16 protein-coding genes and 2 pseudogenes are annotated in these 17,114 nt (G+C 43.9%); 12 read left to right on the plus strand and 6 right to left on the minus strand.

Features of this window, described 5'->3' with window-relative positions; genetic code table 11:
* The first annotated feature begins 37 nt into the window (after positions 1–37).
* The 11 genes from B5G11_RS06095 (at position 38) to B5G11_RS06145 (ending at position 12,912) form a co-directional block, all read left to right on the plus strand.
* Positions 38–673: a hypothetical protein gene (locus B5G11_RS06095; RefSeq protein WP_158099224.1), complete on the plus strand. Its 636-nt coding sequence runs from the start codon at positions 38–40 to the stop codon at positions 671–673.
* A 20-nt stretch (positions 674–693) separates the two neighbouring features.
* Complete coding sequence (locus tag B5G11_RS06100) at positions 694–2,034, plus strand: O-antigen polymerase (RefSeq protein ID WP_158099225.1); 1,341 nt, start codon at positions 694–696, stop codon at positions 2,032–2,034.
* 19 nt (positions 2,035–2,053) lie between these two features.
* Entirely contained in the window at positions 2,054–3,427 is a 1,374-nt protein-coding gene (locus B5G11_RS06105; protein WP_204229573.1) for a hypothetical protein, read from the plus strand.
* A 19-nt stretch (positions 3,428–3,446) separates the two neighbouring features.
* Complete coding sequence (locus B5G11_RS06110; protein ID WP_158099226.1) at positions 3,447–4,511, plus strand: glycosyltransferase; 1,065 nt, start codon at positions 3,447–3,449, stop codon at positions 4,509–4,511.
* 15 nt (positions 4,512–4,526) lie between these two features.
* Positions 4,527–5,579 (plus strand): glycosyltransferase family 2 protein, encoded by a 1,053-nt coding sequence (locus B5G11_RS06115; protein WP_087252543.1) that lies wholly within the window; start codon positions 4,527–4,529, stop codon positions 5,577–5,579.
* Positions 5,580–5,597: 18 nt separating this feature from the next.
* Complete coding sequence (locus B5G11_RS06120; protein WP_087252544.1) at positions 5,598–6,320, plus strand: IspD/TarI family cytidylyltransferase; 723 nt, start codon at positions 5,598–5,600, stop codon at positions 6,318–6,320.
* A 15-nt stretch (positions 6,321–6,335) separates the two neighbouring features.
* Positions 6,336–7,379: an NAD-dependent epimerase/dehydratase family protein gene (locus tag B5G11_RS06125; protein ID WP_087252545.1), complete on the plus strand. Its 1,044-nt coding sequence runs from the start codon at positions 6,336–6,338 to the stop codon at positions 7,377–7,379.
* A 126-nt stretch (positions 7,380–7,505) separates the two neighbouring features.
* Positions 7,506–9,035 carry a cohesin domain-containing protein gene (locus tag B5G11_RS06130; protein ID WP_158099227.1) on the plus strand — a complete coding sequence of 510 codons (1,530 nt, stop codon included), beginning with the start codon at positions 7,506–7,508 and terminating at the stop codon, positions 9,033–9,035.
* Positions 9,036–9,213: 178 nt separating this feature from the next.
* Entirely contained in the window at positions 9,214–11,040 is a 1,827-nt protein-coding gene (gene glmS, locus B5G11_RS06135; protein ID WP_087252546.1) for a glutamine--fructose-6-phosphate transaminase (isomerizing), read from the plus strand.
* A gap of 137 nt (positions 11,041–11,177) precedes the next feature.
* Positions 11,178–12,449 (plus strand): trypsin-like peptidase domain-containing protein, encoded by a 1,272-nt coding sequence (locus B5G11_RS06140; protein WP_087252547.1) that lies wholly within the window; start codon positions 11,178–11,180, stop codon positions 12,447–12,449.
* A 151-nt stretch (positions 12,450–12,600) separates the two neighbouring features.
* Positions 12,601–12,912: a metal-sensing transcriptional repressor gene (locus tag B5G11_RS06145; protein ID WP_330677524.1), complete on the plus strand. Its 312-nt coding sequence runs from the start codon at positions 12,601–12,603 to the stop codon at positions 12,910–12,912.
* A 93-nt stretch (positions 12,913–13,005) separates the two neighbouring features.
* Here B5G11_RS06145 and B5G11_RS06150 read toward each other — a convergent pair.
* The 6 genes and pseudogenes from B5G11_RS06150 to B5G11_RS06175 form a co-directional block, all read right to left on the minus strand.
* A pseudogene (locus tag B5G11_RS06150) lies at positions 13,006–13,434 on the minus strand (manganese catalase family protein); the annotation flags it as partial.
* On the minus strand, positions 13,404–14,300 hold the full coding sequence (locus B5G11_RS06155) for a recombinase family protein (protein ID WP_255396395.1): 897 nt from the start codon (positions 14,298–14,300) through the stop codon (positions 13,404–13,406). The gene B5G11_RS06155 and the pseudogene B5G11_RS06150, both read right to left, overlap by 31 nt.
* Before the next feature lie 241 nt (positions 14,301–14,541).
* Positions 14,542–14,877, minus strand: coding sequence for a sporulation initiation factor Spo0A C-terminal domain-containing protein (locus tag B5G11_RS06160; protein ID WP_087252549.1), 336 nt, complete (start codon positions 14,875–14,877; stop codon positions 14,542–14,544).
* A gap of 125 nt (positions 14,878–15,002) precedes the next feature.
* Positions 15,003–15,209 (minus strand): annotated as a pseudogene (locus B5G11_RS06165) (manganese catalase family protein); the annotation flags it as partial.
* 3 nt (positions 15,210–15,212) lie between these two features.
* A complete protein-coding gene (locus tag B5G11_RS06170) occupies positions 15,213–15,482 on the minus strand; it encodes a spore coat protein CotJB (RefSeq protein WP_087252550.1) in 270 nt (89 codons plus the stop codon).
* On the minus strand, positions 15,479–15,715 hold the full coding sequence (locus B5G11_RS06175; RefSeq protein WP_087168336.1) for a spore coat associated protein CotJA: 237 nt from the start codon (positions 15,713–15,715) through the stop codon (positions 15,479–15,481). The genes B5G11_RS06170 and B5G11_RS06175 overlap by 4 nt, the downstream gene beginning before the upstream one ends.
* Before the next feature lie 158 nt (positions 15,716–15,873).
* Here B5G11_RS06175 and B5G11_RS06180 point away from each other — a divergent pair, with 158 nt between their 5' ends.
* Positions 15,874–17,061, plus strand: coding sequence for a putative peptidoglycan glycosyltransferase FtsW (locus B5G11_RS06180; RefSeq protein ID WP_087252551.1), 1,188 nt, complete (start codon positions 15,874–15,876; stop codon positions 17,059–17,061).
* Positions 17,062–17,114: the final 53 nt, after the last annotated feature.

The following is a 17,114-nucleotide window of genomic DNA, read 5'->3' on the forward strand; positions in this document are numbered from 1 at the left end:
AACAGCAGGAAAAATATTAAAAAAATGCTGGCTGAAAATGGTCATAGTTTTTGTTTTGGTAACAGCAGTTGCCTTTGGAGTAATGAGATTTGCCCAGAATAATGATGTAAAAGAACAAAGAGAAAATCTGACAGTGGGCGCTGTCCTGAAATTTGATATTACTACATATACATATCTTGGAGACGGAACAGCATCTGTTTATGATTATGTGAGTGTATGGCAGAATGAAGATCTGCTCAGTGACTGTGTAGAGCTTCTGGATCAGGGAGATGCAATCCGCACGCTGGATCCTGAGTGGGATAATAAAAATGCCAAATCCAAAAAGGAATGGATCAATGAAAATATCCGGCTTCAGAGACTGGCCACATCTACTATGTATAATATTACTTATAACACAGAGGTTACAGAGGACAGTGTGGAAAGCCAGAAGGAGGCTGCAAGGGAAGTAATTAACTCTTATGTGGAATATGCAGGATCCATTGCGGCGCTTTCAGATGAAAATATTAAGTATGATGTTGCTAAGGAAATTATGAACGAGGAGCCGATCTTTACGCAGGGAGAAGAAAAGGTCAATACGATTTTGGAACTGGGCGTAGGTGCGGTTCTTGGTATCCTTGTATCAGCAACGTATTTCGGAATCAAGGTTATCAGAAGCGATAAGAAGGCAAGATAGGCAAAGGAGAAGGGATGCTTATGAGCAGTTATGTATTGTTGGCAGCGTTATGTCTCCTGCTGATCATAGCCCTGATCATATCCAGAAAGGATATTTTGTCTCCGTTTGCTGTTTCCACGATCATGTTTTTGATCAGTACCGGAGTAGCAGTAGTTTATATGTCAAAATGGCAGTTTTCCCTGTCATATGTGACGGTATTTATTATTATTTCCGCGCTTCTTATATTCGGGGCTGGAGAGGTCTTTTCAAAAAAAGTCTGCGGGTGCCTGTTTAAGAAAGAGCCGGAAATCCGTCTGGACAGAGTTGAGATACCGACGGGACTCACGATTGTCATTATTCTTCTTATGTGTGTATTTCTTCTATACGCCTTCCGTACAATTTATGCATTGTCAGTACAGGGCGGAAATGCGGAAGGATACGGAGCAATGATGACCTATGCAAGAAGAATGACCTTGCAGGAAGGCTACAGCAGAAGCAGAGGGCTGAATCATATTCTTGTTTTTTCAAAGGCGCTATCTTATATTTTCGGATGGGCGGCTCTCCACAATTTTGTGTACCGCAGATTCAAAAAGACTGACTGTCTCTATGCCGTTCCCGTTGTGCTGGGATTTGGCATCTATGCGGTTGGAACAGTGACCCGTGGATTTGCCATCGAGTGGATTGCGTACTATCTCATGCTGTATCTTTTGATGTGCAGTAAAAAGAACCGTTGGAAAAGTATTAATATCTGGAAGATTGCTCTTGTTGGCGGGGGAGCGCTTGCGCTTTTCCTTGTACTGTTTATTTTCCTCGGGATGGCTGCAAACCGGTTTAATCTGGCTTCTATTGTGGATACGATCGCGTTTTATACGGGACTTTCGATTCCGTCTCTGGATCATTACATCGCAAATCATATTCCGGTTTCACAGATCGTTGGAAGTGAAACTTTGTACGGAGTTTATGCCGTGCTGAATAAACTGGGAATGAGTGATGTCAGCATGAACATGGCACTGGAATTTATCAGTTTTAACGGTGTGGAAGGGAATGTATTTACTTCGCTGAGAAGATATATTAATGATTTTGGCTATGTGGGACTTTATATTGTACAGTTCTATCTGGGAGTATTCTATGGATTCTTTTATAACTTCGTGAAGAAACAGTCGTCGGAAGGCCCGATGATTGTATATGCGATCTTTGCGTATCCGCTGGTTATTCAGGCCATAGAAGAAAAGTTCTTTTCTGCATATGTTGCGGTTGGAACTGTAAATCTGTTTATTTATATGATTGTCAGCTATTTAGTGGTATTAAAAATTCCGCAGCTTCTGAAAGAATATAGACAACGAAAAAAGGGCGTAGGATATGAAAACAGGAAAACTAATTAAAAACCTATCATATTCCGTAGTGGCAAACGGGACAAACACTCTGGTTTCTTTGATTCTGGTGCTGTTTGTTCCGAAAATACTTGGAGTGAAAGAATATTCATACTGGCAGCTGTATCTGTTTTATGCATCTTATGTCGGTTTCTTCCACTTCGGATGGGCAGACGGAGTATATTTGAAGTTTGGCGGGAAAAAGTATGAAGAGCTGGATAAAGGCTATTTTCACTCACAGTTCTGGCTTTTGACAATTTTTGAAATTGTGCTTGCAGCGGTTTTCGCAGGTTGTACAATTCTGTTCAGCGAGGATTCAAACCGGGAAATGGTCCTTCTGGCAGTGGCATTATGCTGTGTGCTTCAGATTCCGAGGACATTTCTTCAGTATCTTCTGCAGACGACAAACAGAATTGTAGACTATGCCAGAAACTACCTTTTGGAAAAAATTGTATACGCGCTTCTGGTGATCGGATTTCTTATTGCGGGTGTCAGAAGCTTTCAGATACTGATAGGGGCAGATCTGTTTGCAAGAGGTCTGACTCTTGTTCTGCTTTCAAGAGAATGTAAAGATATCGTGAAGGGGAAAATGCTTGACTGGGCAGGCGGGATCCGTGAGGCATGGGATAATGTGTCCATCGGTATTAAATTGATGATTGCCAATATTGCAGGCCAGCTCCTTGTCGGTATTGTCAGATTTGCGATAGAGAACCACTGGTCCGTTGAAGTTTTCGGAAGGGTATCACTGACAATTACAGCATCTAATCTGCTGCTTGCCTTTATCAGTGCTGTCAGCATTGTAATCTATCCGATGCTGAAAAACATGGATGAAAATCATTATGTTGAAATTTATGTGAAGATGAGAAATATTCTGATGATTTTCGTTCTGGGACTTCTGATTATCTATTATCCGGCGCGTGTCATACTGTCCTGGTGGCTTCCGAAATATGCGGAAAGTCTCCGGTATATGGCACTGCTGTTCCCGATGTGTGTATTTGAAAGCAAATTAACGCTGCTGATCAGCACATATTTAAAAGCATTGAGAAAAGAAAAAGAGTTTATGATTATCAACTGGATTTCCGTGGCGATTACACTGGTGGCAACCGGAATTTCGGTTTATGTGCTGGATAATCTGACACTGGCGATTGCAATGCTTCCGGTACTGATGGGAATCCGCTGCTGTATCGGAGAAAGCCTGCTGGCAAAAACTCTTTGTTTCTCTTTGTGGAAAGACATGACTGCCGAATGTGTTCTGGCAGGAGGATTTATTCTTCTGAGCTGGAATATAGAATCCTGGCTTTCAACCGTTCTGTATCTGTGTATGTATATCATATACGTAATCTGGAAACGGGATTTTATAAAAGTGATGATTCAGGAAGTTAAAAACAGAATTCAAAACAGGTAAATCCAGAGGAAGATTGATGATGAAAGTAAGTGTAATCATGCCGGTGTACAACGGCGAAAAATTTTTAGAAACAACGGTAAAAACAATATTGGATCAGTCCCTGGATGATTTGGAACTGATTCTGGTTAATGACGGATCAAAAGATGGCTCTGCGAAACTGTGTGATGAATTTGCGCAGATGGATCCGAGAGTCAGAGTGATCCATCAGAAAAATCAGGGCATATGCGGGGCAAGGAATACCGGTCTGAATGCAGCCAGAGGAGAGTATATTGCATTTGCCGATCAGGATGATGACTGTCTTCCGGGGTGGCTGAGCGACAATTATGAAGTGGCAAAAGAATACGATGCGGATCTTGTAAAATCAGGCCGTATTGCGGAGACGATCGATGAAAACGGGAATCTTCTGAAAAAGGATGTCAGAGAACTGCAGAAGAAATTTTATGACCGTGAAGAACTGAAAAAAGCATATTTCGAACTCAGGGATAAGAATGTATTTTCCCCTGTATGGGACGGGCTGTTCCGGAGGGAAGTGATCCAGAAGCATCAGATTCATTTCAGAACCGAGTTCAAACAGGGAGAGGAAGATACTGCTTTTTGTCTTGAGTTCCTGGCTTGTGTAAACCGTTTTGCGACTAACACCGGTGTATATTTTAAACACTATGAGAGATATGCTACCAGTACATCCAGTGTATTTAATATTGAAAGTCTGAACGGGCTGGTCCGTTCGGCCGTGATTGAAGAGAAAGTACTGGAAAAAATGGGAATTGACCGGAAAAGTGACAAAGCACTTTTGAGCAGTGCCAAGCATCATTTGATTCCGGTTCTTGTGCAGCTGTATCATAGAAACTGTAACTGGAATATGAAACAAAGGACAGGCTATATCAGAAAGCTTCATGATGTGCCGGCATTCCAGTATGGGATGAGCCGCGAACTCTTTAAAAGAATCTGGGCACAGGACCGGAAGAAAGCGGTCATTCTGCATGAATTTGTAAAGGGACATGACAGAACGGTTACAATGATTGCCAGATTTTATAAAACCCTGCTGGAAAGAAAATTAAGAGCGACAGTCCGCAAATACGAATAATCTGGAGGAAAGAAAATGAGCAGAATACAAGTCAGTGTGATCATGCCGGTGTATAACTCCGAAGAATATCTGGAGACCGCAATCAAAAGTGTTTTGAATCAGGATATAGAAGAGATGGAACTGCTTCTTGTGGACGACGGGTCAAAAGACAACAGTGGAAACATCTGTGACCGGTATCAGGATGATCCGAGAGTGCGGGTATTTCATAAGGAAAATGAAGGAATCTGTGCCACGAGAAATTTCGCGGTGGAGCACGCAGGAGGAGAGTACCTGGTTTTTATTGATAATGATGATGAACTGGCAGACCATGTGCTGTCGGAGAACTATGCGCTTGCAAAAAAATATGACGCAGATGTTGTGAAATACGGATGCAGCATTGAAGAATCTTTTGAAAGCGGATACGTGGAAAAACGTGCGAATGTATTCAAAAAGTTAAGAGTATTCGATCAGAGTAAGGCTGCCAGGTATTATGCCATTGCGGATAAAGAACGCTATTTCAGTTATATCTGGAATGGAATGTACAGAAGAAGCTGGTGGCAGGAGCATCATCTGAAATTCAATACAGAAATCAAATGCGGATTCGAAGACCGTGTACTCAATTATGAGATCTTCAGGCTCGCACGGAGACAGGTGCTGAATCCGCATATAGGCTACCGGTATTTCCAGCGTTTCGAACACAGCACATTCAAGAAATTCAACCGGAACATGCTTTATTCCGGACTGCTGTCGGCAGAAGCGGAATACGGTCTGTTCCAGCATCTGAAAGAAAGTGACGATTTTCATTCGGACTGGATCAGAAGATCAGCGGAATATCTGATTGAATTTCTGATGCTGCTCAGCAGAAAAGACAATGATATGTCTCAGGAAGAAGTGGCAGCATTTATGCGGAAACTCAAAAAGAGCAAGGTGTTCCATGACGTGCAGAAAAAGGGAGCCGATCAGAATCTGCCGCTGACCAAAAAAGGAGTCGTCCGTCTGTTCGTAAAGGGCAGATACAGTGCGCTTCTGAGTATTTCCAAAGTATATGTCAGATTTATATTTTTGAAAAAACGGCTTGGAAAAAGATAGGAAAGGTGCGGTAGAAAGATGAAACATATTGCAGTAGTGTTTGCCGGAGGAATCGGCAGAAGAATGAACAGCAAGGCCCTTCCGAAACAGTTTTTAAGGCTGTATGGAAAAGAAATTATCGTATATACACTGGAGCATTTTCAGAATCACAGTGAAATCGACGGAATCGCGGTTGCCTGTGTGGAAGACTGGATTCCTTTTTTGAAAGATCTGACAGAGAAGTATCATCTTGACAAAGTGAAAAAAATTGTGCCGGGTGGAGAAACCGGGCAGCAGTCCATTTACCATGGACTTTGTGCTGCCGGAGAAATTGCGGACGGGGACAGAGCAATTGTCCTGATCCACGATGGAGTCAGACCTTTGATCAACAAGGAGCTGATTTCAAACTGTATACAGAAAGTTGTGGAAACCGGGAGTGCGATTACTACAGCTCCGGCAATTGAGACAATTTTCAGATCAAGTGATAAAAAAACAGTTGAGCAGATCATTGAGCGTTCAGACTGTATGCTGGCAAGAGCTCCGCAGTGCTTTTATCTGGATGAAATTCTGAAAAGGCATCAACAGGCGAAAGAAGAAGGAAGAGAATTTATTGATTCGGCATCTATGATGTCCTTTTACGGAAGCGATCTTCATCTTGTAGAAGGACCGATGGAGAATATTAAAATCACTACGCCGATGGATTATTATACGTTTAAGGCATTAATTGAAGCGGATGAAAATTCACAGCTTTTTGGAGTTTGAAACGGAGGGAATATCATGAATCAGATCATTCGGGAAGATATGGAACGGATCACAGAAGATCCATTTTTTCAACAACTGGCCGGAAGCAGGATTCTGATTACCGGAGCCACAGGACTGATCGGCTCGCTTACGGTAAAAGCATGTTTGAGATACAACGAAACGCATGATACAAAGATTTCTGTCATTGGAATGATCCGGAATAGAAAAAAAGCGGAGGAAGTATTTGAGGCGGCCCTGACGAATCCTCATCTGGAATTGGTAGAAGGAGATCTAAGAAAACCGCTTGAAGTTCCGGATGACATTGATTATATTCTCCATACTGCAAGCGTTACAACTTCCAAGCTTTTTGTGGATCAGCCGGTGGAGACCATTGAGACATCCTACCGGGGAACAAAACATGTTCTGGAACTTGCAAAGGAGAAACAGTGCAAAGGAATGGTCTATCTGTCATCAATGGAAATGTACGGGAGGCCGGATCCTTCACTTGAGAGAGTGACCGAAGAGGATCTGGGGTATATTGATGTTCTGAATGTGCGGAGCAGCTATTCGGAAGGGAAACGGATTTCAGAATGTCTCTGTGCTGCCTATGCGGATGAATACAAAGTTCCGGTACGGATTGCCAGACTTGCCCAGACATTCGGAGCGGGTGTGCTGAAAAGTGACAACCGTGTCTACGCCCAGTTCGCAAGAAGCGCGGTAAAGGGCGAGGATATCGTACTTCATACAGAAGGTAAATCAAACGGAAACTACTGTTATACGACAGACGTGATCAGGGCTCTCGCACTTCTTCTCTGTAAAGGGGAAAACGGTCAGGCGTATAATATCTGCAACGAGGAGACGACAACTACCATTGCAGATATGGCAAAAATGGTGGCAGAAGAATTCGGAGGAGGGAAATCAAAGGTTGTTTTTGATATACCGGAAGACGCAAGAACATTCGGCTATGCCCCTGATGTGAAAATGCATCTGGACGCAGGAAAACTCCGCGGGCTTGGATGGAAACCCGAGTTTGGACTCAGAGAAATGTATGCAAGATTAATTGCGGGAATGGAGCAATAGAAAGTTAAGGAAAATGTAAGGGAATTGATAAGAGAATTTCTGGACATTTTATAATAAAACGTGTATCATAATCTTATGTATGTAAATAAAATCTGAGACGAAAGAAGAGGTACAAATATGAAATTGATGAAACGATTGGCAGCCATGCTGCTGGCAGTATGTTTGGTAGTACCATGTGCCAGTCTGGCTGTAAACGCGGCGGATGGGCTGATTTTCTTTACAGATCTGGAGGGAATCAGTGTCGGTGAGACTTTCACCATAACAGGAAGCGTGGTGAATCGTGACGGAAATCTCAGCCAGGTCGATCTTACGATGAGTTACGACAGCACAGCCATGAGGTATGTGGGCGGAGATGATAATGTGACAGATCAGGGAGACGGGACGCTTGTTTACTCCGGATCTGTAGACGGAAGCCGGCTCGATTTTGACATGCAGTTTGAGGCTTTGATCCAGGGTGAGACCAGACTGGAACAGGAGAGCGCGGAAGTTACGGACGCGAACGGCGATACGCTGAACCTGCTTGATCCTCCGGGATATTCAGATGTTCAGATCGTAGAAGGAGACGGAACGGCTGCATCTTCCTCTACTACTGCTCAGGCGAGCGGAGTTACCCTGACAGTCAATGATACGGAATACACAGTTGCAAGCAGCTACCCTGACAGTGAGCTTCCGGCCGGATTTGTTTCCGCAGATATTACAGTTGGCGGAGAGACAGTTACGGGAGCTTCACAGGAAAACGGCAGTGCACAGCTGGTCTATCTTCTTGACGGAAACAATGACGGAGCGTTTTTCCTTTATAATTCCGAAGATAATACAGCTTCCCCGATTCAGATTGTGACATTGACTTCCGGCAGTACACTGATTCTGCTCGGTGACAGAGGAGATGTGACACTTCCGGCAAGATATCAGGAAGTAGAGCTGGATATCTCCGATACACAGACACTGCCGGCATGGCAGGACAGCAAAAACAGTAGATACTATCTGATGAACGCGCTGAATGCATCCGGAGACCGTGCGCTTTACCGTTATGATTCTACCGATCAGACATATCAGTACTACGGTGATGATGTAACAACAACGGCTTCAGGTACAAATTCCGACAGCGGTATTTTCGGAAGAGTTTCGACGTTTGTACAGGATCATGTGGATGTAGTGATGATCGGAGCCGGATTTGCATTCCTTGTTCTGCTTCTCTTGATTATTATTCTGGCAGTGAAGCTTCACCGCAGAAATCTGGAACTGGATGATGTGTATGATGAACTGGATGAACTGACAAAGAAAAAAGGTTCCGACGGACCGGGAGGACCGGAGCGCAGAAGCGAGAGCAGAGAGAGCGCGGAAAATCTTCCGGAGATTCAGATGCCTGAAGAGCAGTTCGATGAATTTGAGCAGTACGGTGACGAAGACTTCGAGGAGTATGACGAGTCCGAAGACGAAGAGTTTGAGGATTATGACGACGACTATGAGGACTTCGAAGACGATTACGAGGATGAAGAAGAGTCCGATGAAGACAGTGACTATGATTCGGATTACGATGACTTTGAAGAGGATTATGAAGATACAAAGCCGTCTAAAAAATCCAGACGTAGTAAAAAGAACAACGAGCAGAATAATGATGATGACGATGATTTTTCCATAGACTTTATTGATCTGTAGGAAATTGTCAAGATACAAAAACAGCAGGATTTTTCCTGCTGTTTTGTGTTTTGGTGTAATTTTCGAACGTGGAAGGAACAAAAATAATGCTTTACATCTATTCCGGAAGATGATAAAATAGTGCACGTGATACAAAAGTATAAAAAAAACGGTTGATTGTGCAAAATGGAGGAGAAGTATGTGTGGAATAGTTGGATATATTGGAAAAGAAGAGGCTGCACCGATTCTGCTGGACGGACTGTCAAAGCTGGAATACAGAGGATATGATTCTGCAGGAATTGCAGTTTTTGATGGAGAATTTATCAATGTTGCAAAGACGAAAGGAAGACTTAAGGTATTGAGTGAACTGACACATGATGGCAGGATGCTTCCGGGTACACTGGGGATCGGACATACACGCTGGGCGACACACGGGTCACCGTCCGATACAAATGCACATCCGCATTTGAACAGTGAAGAGACAATTGTAGTTGTACATAACGGAATTATTGAGAATTACCTGAAGCTGAAAAAGAAACTTGAAAGTAAAGGATACCGGTTTGTATCAGAGACAGATACCGAGGTCATTGCACATCTTCTGGATTATTACTATAGAGGAAATCCGCTGGAAGCAGTGACAAAGATTATGCACCGGATGGAAGGTTCCTATGCCCTTGGAATTATCTTTAAAGATCATCCGAATGAGTTATATGCGGTCCGCAAGGACAGTCCGCTGATTGTCGGACATACGGACGGAGGAAGTATTATTGCTTCTGATGTGCCGGCAGTATTAAAATATACAAGAGATGTTTATTTCATTGAAAATGAGGAAATTGTAAGGCTTACCGAACAAAATATGGAGTTTTTCACGGTAGATGAAGAACCATTGAAAAAAGAGCCGGTCCATATTGACTGGGATGCGAACGCGGCGGAAAAAGGCGGATACGAACATTTCATGCTGAAGGAGATGTACGAACAGCCGAAAGCGATCGCTGACACCTTTTCTCCGAGGATCAAAGATGGCAGGATCGAAATCGAAGAGCTTGGAATGGATGATGAGGCAATCCGCGCAGTAAAGAAAATTGTGATTGTGGCATGTGGATCCGCGTACCATACGGGAATGACAAGCAAATACATTTTTGAAGGAATGGCAAGAATTCCGGTAGAAGTAGATCTGGCGTCCGAGTTCCGGTACCGCGATCCGATTCTGACAGATGGGACACTTGTTATTGTAATCAGCCAGTCTGGAGAGACGGCCGATTCTCTGGCCGCACTGAGAGAGGCAAAAGAAAAAGGCTGCAAGGTACTTGGAATTGTAAATGTGGTAGGAAGTTCCATCGCCCGGGAGGCTGACAACGTAATGTATACATGGGCGGGACCTGAGATTGCAGTTGCAACAACGAAAGCTTACTCCTGCCAGCTGATTGCGCTTTATCTTCTGGCAATGAAGTTTGCGCATGTAAGAGGAACGATTTCGGAAGGCGAACTTGCGGAGATGATTGAGGATCTGAAGAAGCTTCCGGCTCAGGTTGAGATGCTTTTGAACAACAAAGACAGGATTCAGAAATTTGCCAACCGTTATCTGGCGGCAAAAAGTATTTTCTTCATAGGCAGAGGCATTGACTACGCGATTTCCATGGAAGGGTCATTAAAGCTGAAAGAAGTATCGTACATTCATTCCGAAGCATATGCAGCCGGCGAGCTGAAACATGGAACGATCTCGCTGATTGAAGACGGAACACTTGTCACAGCGCTTTTGACGCAGGAAAATCTGTACAAGAAGATGATCAGCAACATCGAAGAAGTCAAGACAAGAGGAGCTTTTGTCATGGCGGTTACCAATGAGGGGCATAGCGATGTGGAAAAAGCGGCAGATTATGTGGTCTATATTCCGAAGACCAACAAGTATTTTACAAATTCTCTTGCCATCATTCCACTGCAGCTGTTTGGCTATTATGTGGCAGTCGGACGGGGCTGTGATGTGGATAAGCCGAGAAATCTTGCAAAATCTGTAACAGTCGAATAGAGAAAAGGCTGAATTTCCGCAAAATGGGAATTCAGCCTTTTTTTATGAATTGATCACAAATTATACACATTTTTTCGATAGACTGACTATCGGAAAGAAAAAGTAATGGGTAACCTGTTGGAAAGGGGATAAATGTTATGAATCAAGAGTATGAATATTACAATCCGGGGCCGGAACCATCCGGGAACGGATCGTTTTCGAACGAGAACCCGAAAAGACCGAAGAAGAAAGTAAATAAGGCTGTTGTAGGGAAAGTTGCGGGCCTTGCTGTCCTGTTTGGGGTTGTCGGAGGTCTTACTTTTCAGGGTGTAAATTATATATCGGGAAGAATACTTGGAACCGGAAACGGAAGTTCACAGAATTCGGCACAGGTACAGACAGTACAGACACAGGAGGATTCGGGGGAAGAGCTGCAGGGATCTGATATCACACAGATCGCAGCCAATTCCATGCCGTTTGTTGTTTCCATTCAGAATATGAGTGTACAGCAGGTACAGGATTTCTTCGGAGGAACAAGAGAACAAACACAGACAAGTGTCGGCTCCGGTATTATTGTCGGTCAAAATAATTCGGAACTGATGATTGTTACAAATAATCATGTAGTGGAGGGAAGTACAACACTGACAGTCACGTTCAATGATGAAACAAGTGTGGAGGCAAGTGTCAAAGGGACAGACTCCACAAAAGATCTGGCGGTGGTAGCTGTTCCGATCCGTCAGATCGGCGATGAAACAAAGAATGGTATTAAAGTTGCCGTACTGGGAAACTCTGATGAACTTCAGGTTGGAGAAGAAGTCATTGCAATCGGAAATGCGCTTGGATATGGACAGTCCGTGACAAACGGAATTGTCAGTGCCAAGGACAGAGAGATCGAGATGGAGGGATTTGACAGCAAACTGATCCAGACAAATGCCGCGATCAATCCGGGAAACAGTGGAGGCGCGCTTCTTAATATCCGGGGAGAAGTAATTGGAATCAATACGGTGAAAGTAAATGCCTCAGCTGTAGAAGGTATGGGATATGCGATTCCAATTTCCGATGTGACAGATATCATTACCGGTCTGATGAATAAAGAGACGAGAACGCAGGTTCCGGAAGCTCAGAGAGGATATATCGGCATCGAAGGTACAAATGTAGATTCTCAGAGTTCGGAACAGTTTGGAATGCCGGAAGGTGTTTATGTTTCCAGAGTAATGGAAAATGGAGGAGCAGAAAAAGCAGGAATTACCAAAGGCTGTATTATCACCGGTATAGAAGGATCCGGTATCAACAATATGGAAAGCCTTCAGGAACAGCTGAGTTACTACAGAATTGGCGAGACCGTGACATTGACGGTACAGTTCCCGGCAGGTCAGGGAGAATACAACGAAAAAGAAGTGGATGTCACGTTGACAGAACAGTTAAGCTAAAAGGAAGAGACGCCGCCAGAGTAATGCCGGCGTTTTTTCGCGTCCGAAATAAAGGAGAGCTACTTGACAAACGGTCATCTGCAATGTAGTATGATTATATACCGGGTCAGGGTATAATTGCAGGACTGATCCGAAGAAAAAAGCAGGCCGAATGAAAAGAAGCGGAGGAAACAGGATGGAAGAAGAGAAGAAAAAACACAGGGAAGGAAAAGAATACCGGGATCTGGTCAACCGCCTGAGCCGAATAGAGGGACAGGTGCGTGGAGTTAAAAAGATGCTGGAAGAGGACCGGTACTGTATTGATATTCTTGTTCAGGTTCAGGCCATTCAGGCAGCGTTGAATGGATTTAATAAAACACTCCTTTCTGAACATATTCATTCCTGTGTGGTGAAGGATATCCAGGAAGGGAATGTAGAATGTGTAGACGAACTGTGTGAGACGATTAAAAAGCTGATGAAATAACAAGGTGCCTCCGGCTGGTATGGAGACGGGAGTGTGTAAACAACACACTCCCGTTTTTTTGAGAGAAAAATGCTTCCGGCACCATGTCCCCGGTCAGGACCGGCAGGCCGGATTGTCAAATTCCGGGTTGAACGCATAGAAGTTCTTACTGTCGAGATGGTCGGTTACAATGCGGAGTGATTCGCCGAAACGTTGATAATGAACAATTTCGCGTTCTCTTAAGAAACGGATCGGGGCGATGATATCCGGATCATCGATCAGACGGAGAATGTTATCATAAGTTGTACGGGCTTTTTGCTCTGCTGCAAGGTTTTCGTGAAGATCTGTGATCGGATCCCCTTTGGACTGGAATACAGTGGCGGTCCATGGCATTCCGCTTGCGGCCTGAGGCCAGAGAGCCAGTGTATGGTCCACATAATATGTGGCAAATCCGGAACGCTCAATTTCTTCCGGGGACAGGTTTCTTGTCAGCTGATGGACAATGGCACAGATCATTTCCATATGGGCGAGTTCTTCTGCTCCGAATAAGGATGAAGTCGCTTTTGAACAGTAAAAAACAGGTCTTCGGAGATCAGGGCGGGATGAAGACCCTGGACAATGAGATAGTCGTTCTGCCTTGGCCGGTGTGCAGTAAGAATTCCATCCTTCAGTTTTGGCGAAGTCTTCCGGTAATTCCAGCGAAGTTTCCCGATATAGACAGGATTATCCAGTATATCGTGAACGGAGGAATAGGTAAATGCAGGGGCTTTCCGGGGATGGTAAGTGCGGGAACGGTTCAGTTCACCGACAACTTCGGAAATAGTGAAGGATTTTTCGCCGTAAAGAGAAAAAATCAGACGGACAGCAGGAGATTCGTGATTCGGGCAGAGTGTAAAACCTTTCCGGTCGGGAAGACGAATACGGTCATATCCGTACGGGGCAATATTCCCGACGTATTTTCCCTCTTTGATACTGGCGAGCCTTCCGGCCTGCATCCGCCGGTTGATTGTTTTATACTCTCTGCGGGACATGAAGAGACTGAATTCAAAATACTCCAGATCAAAATCATTTTCCGGTTCGTAGATTTTGTACGGGGTTATAATCCGCGTGCCGCTGTACTGAAAAGTCCGTGTTACGATCCCCTGATCGATAGAGTCGCCTCTTGCCAGACGTTCAATTTCCATAACCAGGACACCTTCCCACTTTCCCTGTTCTACCTCGGAAAGCAGCTGTTTCATTACGGGACGGCCGGAGATCGTATCTCCGGATCCGACTTCCCGGTAGATTTTCAGGACGGGGAGAGACATGGAGTCGGCAAGGGATCTCAGAACGGATTCATGCCGGAGAAGTGTGCTTCCCGGGTGAAGACGCTCCATTTCCAGATCTTTTCGGGATTTTCTAAGATACATGCAATAAGACAAAAAAAATCATCCTGTTAACTGTTTTGTAGAAATTTATGAATAAAAAAGAGAAGATATGAAAAAGAGGTCCAAAAATGAGGAGTGCCGGTACAAAATGTACCGGCTGAATTATGAAAAAGAAAATTGTTTACTTAGAAAGGTTTTGCTTTCTATGTGTTTTAATATACAGGAAGAATATGAAAAAAATATGTTTCTGATTTGAAAAAAGCATGAACAATATGTAACCGGATCAATGTCTGATGTTATGTTCCTGGCAATAAGCAACAAGGATATCAATGAATTCTCCGGCAGAAGGTTTAAAGCCAAGAGGATAGGATGCAATCTGACTTAAAAACTCTCTGTTTCCACGTTCCCAGCAAATCGTGATTACTGTACGGAGGTTTCGTTCTACATTACTTACCGGAGTATGATAATAAGAAGCGATATCAAGATACATCTTTTTTGTGATGGAAAGAAGATACTCTTCATTGGACAGGGCAAGAATGACTGCTCTGTAGAGGTAGTGATACCCGCGGTAAGTGGCATTGATACCCAGCCTGTGAATCAGCTGCGAAAGATTTTCCATGATTCTCCTTTCTCTTACATCTGAGACAACACCATAATGTTCTATTATAATATAGAAAAGCCGGGAAATATAAATACGACATTTTTAGACGGAAAAAGACAAAGAAAGACAAAAAAGAAATAAGAAATCGGAGCGGATTCTTCGGTCCCGATATCGGTCAGAATTCCGGTAACCTCTTTGTAAGGCATGGTATACCGTTGAGAGAGGTAGCGCATGGATGCTGCAAGCTCTCCGTCAGGGCCTCCGAACTGACTGATGATAATCTGGGCCGCTTTTGGATCCGGTTTTGAAATTTTTACCGGAAACTGAAGACGTTTTTCATAATTCCACATAAATCAGCATCCTCCTTCCTGCCATGGCCATGGTTCGTTGATCCAGTTCCAGCGGTCCCCGCATGATTCGTCCGTACTGTCAATGGTGAGAGGACCATAACATGCTGCATATTCTTCCAGCGCCTTGATACGCTGCTCTTTATATTTGTGAAAAAAGGCGAGTGCTTCTTCGTCATCCGGATGTGTGTCGAGATACAGCTGAATGTCATTTACAGCAAAGCTGACAGTGTTAATATGGTTTAAAAGCTCTTTTCGTGAAGGAAAGTTTTTCATGAACAGCAGCCTCCTTTGCCAAGAAACGGTTTGTCGAGCTCCTCGAAAATAGTCCCCCGTATAAAGGCCCTGCAAACCGGGTAAGGTTCCATATAGCGCTGCCACGGGACATAAGCCATTGCAACAGGAAACTCTTTTTTCAGATTTTCTTTCGCGCCGCAGATGCTCTTTCCCGTGTGATCCTGATTCTTATAAGGCTGGCGGAACGGAGGGCGCTGATAATAATTCTGCATTCTGAAACTCCTTTCAATCTTTTTTCTAAGATTATCATATGGGAAAACAAAGTGAAAGTTACAATTCATTTCCGGGAGAAGGTTGTTTTTCCGCGTCAATACGGATATAATAAGAAATCATCGGGGCAGTATAAATGAAAAATATGGAGTGAATGGATATGGATCAACGTCAAAGACTAAAAAGAAAACGAATGATACGCCAGAAGAAAATGACAGGTAAAGTAGAATATTCCTATTTTGATTACGGGCTCGTAGCTGTGCTGATCTTTCTTCTTTGTTTTGGACTGATTATGCTTTATAGTACAAGCTATTATTCGGCGCAGATTGACTATGACGGGGACGGTACGTACTATTTCAGAAGGCAGCTGATGATCAGCGCTCTGGGACTTGTCGTGATGTACGTGGTGACAAAGATTGACTATCATCTTTATGCGAGATACGCCAAGGCTCTTTATGTGATTTCCTTTATTTTGATGGCGCTTGTTCAGACACCGCTGGGAATTGAGGCAAATGGGGCGAGAAGATGGATTCAGCTTCCTTTCAGGCAGCAGCTGCAGCCGTCCGAGGTGACCAAAATCGCCGTGATTTTGTTTATCCCTTATATCATATGCTCTCTTGGAAAAGAGGCTTATACGAAAAAAGGGGCGTTCAGGATTTTTCTGTATGGAGGACTTGCCGCAGCAGGTGTATTCGTCCTGACGGAGAATCTGAGTACTGCGGTTATCGTATTTGGAATTGCAGCAGTCATCTTTTTTGTAACGTATCCAAGGACGAAGAAAATTGCGATTGCTTTTTTTGTAATTGTAATCGGGGGGCTGATTGCAGGCCAGATCCTTGGAAGACTTCTGGAGTCCAGCGGCAATTTCCGGCTTCAGAGAATCCTTTCCTGGGTAGATCCTGAAAAGTATGCCCAGAGCGGAGCATTTCAGACGATGCAGGGACTTCTGGCAATCGGAAGCGGAGGCTTTTTTGGAAAAGGTCTTGGAAACAGCGCCCAGAAAATGGTCATTCCGGAGCCGCAGAATGATATGATTCTTTCCATCATCTGCGAGGAACTGGGAGTCTTCGGCCTGATTGTCGTTCTGGTATTGTTTGGCATGCTTCTTTACCGGCTGATGTTTATTGCACAGAATGCGCCGGATCTTTACGGATCTCTTATTGTGACTGGGGTGTTCGCGCACATCGCGATTCAGGTTATTCTGAATGTCGCTGTTGTTCTGAATGTGATTCCAACGACCGGCATCACGCTTCCGTTTATCAGTTACGGAGGAACTTCGGCGTTGTTTTTGATGATTGAAATGGGGATTGTCCTGAATGTATCGGGAAAAATTAAAATACGCAGATAAAATATCTTTTCTTTCCCACGGGTTTGTGTTATGATGAATAAAGTAGTATTGAA

The sequence above is a fragment of the Drancourtella sp. An57 genome, from assembly GCF_002161525.1.
GTDB classification, from domain to species: Bacteria; Bacillota; Clostridia; order Lachnospirales; family Lachnospiraceae; genus Sellimonas; species Sellimonas catena.